The 2,914-nt window shown below is 70.1% G+C and carries 4 protein-coding genes; all 4 read right to left on the minus strand.

What is annotated here, in order from left to right; genetic code table 11:
• Positions 1-106: 106 nt before the first annotated feature.
• Positions 107-748, minus strand: coding sequence for a DivIVA domain-containing protein (locus ACFWEJ_RS28230; protein WP_020016671.1), 642 nt, complete (start codon positions 746-748; stop codon positions 107-109).
• Positions 749-1,012: 264 nt separating this feature from the next.
• Positions 1,013-1,309 (minus strand): YggT family protein, encoded by a 297-nt coding sequence (locus ACFWEJ_RS28235; protein ID WP_377232477.1) that lies wholly within the window; start codon positions 1,307-1,309, stop codon positions 1,013-1,015.
• A gap of 123 nt (positions 1,310-1,432) precedes the next feature.
• Positions 1,433-1,903: a cell division protein SepF gene (locus ACFWEJ_RS28240; protein WP_377232478.1), complete on the minus strand. Its 471-nt coding sequence runs from the start codon at positions 1,901-1,903 to the stop codon at positions 1,433-1,435.
• A gap of 270 nt (positions 1,904-2,173) precedes the next feature.
• A partial coding sequence (pgeF, locus tag ACFWEJ_RS28245) for a peptidoglycan editing factor PgeF (protein WP_377232479.1) occupies positions 2,174-2,914 on the minus strand: 741 nt, incomplete at its 5' end.

Consider the following 2,914-nt stretch of genomic DNA (forward strand, 5'->3'; position numbering starts at 1 on the left):
CCCCCATGATGAGCGTGCGCCGCACAACTCGCACGGCGGCCGGACGTGAGGTGGGGACGTCCGGGCCGCCGTGCGTGTCGAGCGGTGCTCTGCTGTCAGATCGCCGTCAGATGCCCTGGGCCATCTCGGCCGGCCGGCCGGACTGCTGGTTGTTCCGCGGCGGCAGGGCCGAGCCCCGCGCGTCCAGGTCGCCCAGCAGGTTCTGCAGGAAGCTCTTCAGGCGGGTGCGGTAGTCGCGCTCGAACAGGCGCAGCTCGTCGATCTTGCGCTCCAGCAGCGAACGCTCCTGCTCGAGCTGCGACAGCGTGCGGTGCGACGTCTCCTCGGCGTCGCGCACGATGCGCGCCCCCTCGGTCTTGGCCTCCGTGATGAGGCGGTCGCCCTCCTCCTGGCCGGAGCGCACGTAGTCGTCGTGCAGCTTCTGGGCCAGCTGGAGCATGCCGGTCGCCGACTCGGGCTCCGGGCCGTTGCCCTTGGGGCCGGCGGGGCCGGTCGGCATGACGGGCGCCGCGACCGGCGCGGCCTGCGCACGGGCGGGGGCGGCGGCGTCGCTGCGCGACAGCTCCGCGATGCGCCGCTCGGCGGCCGCGACCTTCTGCCGCAGGCCTTCGTTCTCCTCCTGGACGTTGGTCAGCGTCCGCACGACCTCGTCGAGGAAGTCGTCGACCTCCTCGACGTCGTAGCCCTCGCGGAACTTCGTCGCGGAGAACTTCTTGTTGAGGATGTCCTCTGCTGTAAGCAGTGCCATCGTGTCACCTCGAAAGTTAGAACGTAGGAACGCTGAACTCGGACGTCGGCGCTAGCAAGCCGCGCGCCCTTCGCCGAAGCCCACGGTAGCGGACGACATCGGCCCGGGACACCGGGAGCACCCCCGGGCACGATTTCCTCACAGAGTGTGCCGTGTCACCCCAGCCCGGATCCATGCATCGGTCAATGTTCTTGTGCCTCACCTCGATGAATCGTGCGCCGGCCCGACGAGAACCGGCACATCTCCAACACTTTTCCGGTGACGTCAGATCCTCGCGGCCCAGGAACCGACGAGCTGGGAAAGGATCGAGACGCCGAAGAACAGGACGATGAACGCCAGGTCGAGCTGGATCTGGCCCAGCCGCAGCGGCGGGATCAGCCGGCGCAGGAACCGCAGGGGCGGGTCCGTGACCGTGTAGACCGCCTCGGCGACCACGAGCAGAACACCACGCGGCCGCCAGTCCCGGGCAAAGAACTGCACCCAGTCGAAGATCAGCCGGCCGATGAGGAACAGGATGAAGAGCCACAGCAGGAAGCCGATGAACTGCAGGATAAGAGCCACACGCACAACCTAACGTGTTCGAACCCCGGATCCCATGAACCTGCCCGGATGCGGTGCGGGGACAGACGTGAGCGGGGGACGTTCGCCGTGTGGCGACCGCCCCCCGCTCAGGTCTCGTGGTGATCAGCTCTGGTTGTAGAAGCCGCCGCGTCCGTTCGGCTTCTCGGGGGCGACGTGCTCCTCGGCCGCGATCTCCACGTGCTCGGGAGAGAGCAGGAAGACCTTGTTGGTCACCCGCTCGATCGAGCCGTGCAGACCGAAGATGAGGCCGGCCGAGAAGTCGACCAGGCGCTTGGCGTCGGCGTCGTCCATGTCGGAGAGGTTCATGATGACGGGAGTGCCGGCGCGGAAAGCCTCGCCGATGCTCCGTGCGTCGTTGTACGAGCGCGGGTGCACGGTCGTGATGCGGCGCAGCTCCCCGGTGGAGAGCGCCTGGTGGGGCACGCCATCGCGGTGCAGCGGCGTGACCTGCGCGTGTCGGTGGTCCTCCACGTTCTCCTCCAGGCCCTCGTCGTACTCGTCGAGGTACTCCTGCTCGCCCTGATCGTCGGCGAGGCCCAGATACAGCATGGTCTTGCGAAGCGCTCCGGCCATCGCTCACTCTCCGTTCGTCGCCTGCTGTGCGTCCTTCTGTCTGTGTCCCAGCGGGCCCGTACAACAGGTCCGACCTTGACCTCCGACCGAGGTCGTCTTGACAAAAGTAGCCCGGCGCAATCCGACCCGGAAGTGCGACACGCCGTGCCACGAACAACTTTGCCAAAGTTGTTCAGCGATTGCTCGCTAAAAACGACATCCGTGTGATTTCGCAGGTCAGGGCACTGTTATCGGCGTGTCGCGGATCTGGCGGAAATCCGCCACAGCGGCTCAGAACAGCGCCACGACGCCCGCCTGACGGCCGGTCGTGACGCCGGTCACGCTCGCCCGGCGGTGCGAGAACAGCTCGGGGTCCTCCAGCGTGCAGCGCTCGACCCGCGTCACCGCCACCCCCCGGGAGGCGAGCTGCGCGGCCACCCCGGCCGGCAGGTCGAGGCCCGGCGTGCCGTCGCTCGTGGTCGCGAACGTCTCCGGCACGGCGGCGGCCACCTCGTCGCGCATCGCGGCGGGCACCTCGTAGCACCGCCCGCAGACCGCGGGCCCGACGGCGGCGCGCACGCGCGCGGGATCCGCGCCCCGGGCGACCAGCGAGTCCAGGGCCCGGTGCACCACGCCGGCCAGCACCCCCTTGCGCCCGGCGTGCGCGACGGCGACCACCCGAGCCACCGGTTCGGCGAGCAGCACCGGGACGCAGTCGGCGACCAGCACCCCGAGGCCCAGCCCGCGCTCGGCGGTGACGAGCGCGTCACCCTCCCCCGCCGAGGCCGGCGGCCTGGGCGCGGCCCACAGGGCGCGCTCGGCCGCGCCGAGCTCCAGCACGACGTCGCCGTGCACCTGGGTGGCGAACGCGACCGGTGCGCCGAGGCGCTCGGCGGCACGGGACCGGTTGACCGCGACCCGCGCGTCGTCGTCGGACACGTTCAGGCCCAGGTTGAGACCGCCGCCGCCGTCCGCCGCACCCCACGGGGCGGGCGAGACGCCGCCCGCGCTGGACGTGAAGAAGGCGTGCAC

This window comes from Promicromonospora sp. NPDC060204, from assembly GCF_042728455.1.
Taxonomy (GTDB): Bacteria; Actinomycetota; Actinomycetes; order Actinomycetales; family Cellulomonadaceae; genus Promicromonospora.

Excerpts from the sequence above, each read along its gene's own strand:
- ACFWEJ_RS28230 (WP_020016671.1), bottom strand. The coding sequence starts at position 748 with ATGGCACTGCTTACAGCAGAGGACATCCTCAACAAGAAGTTCTCCGCG.
- ACFWEJ_RS28240 (WP_377232478.1), bottom strand. The coding sequence starts at position 1,903 with ATGGCCGGAGCGCTTCGCAAGACCATGCTGTATCTGGGCCTCGCCGAC.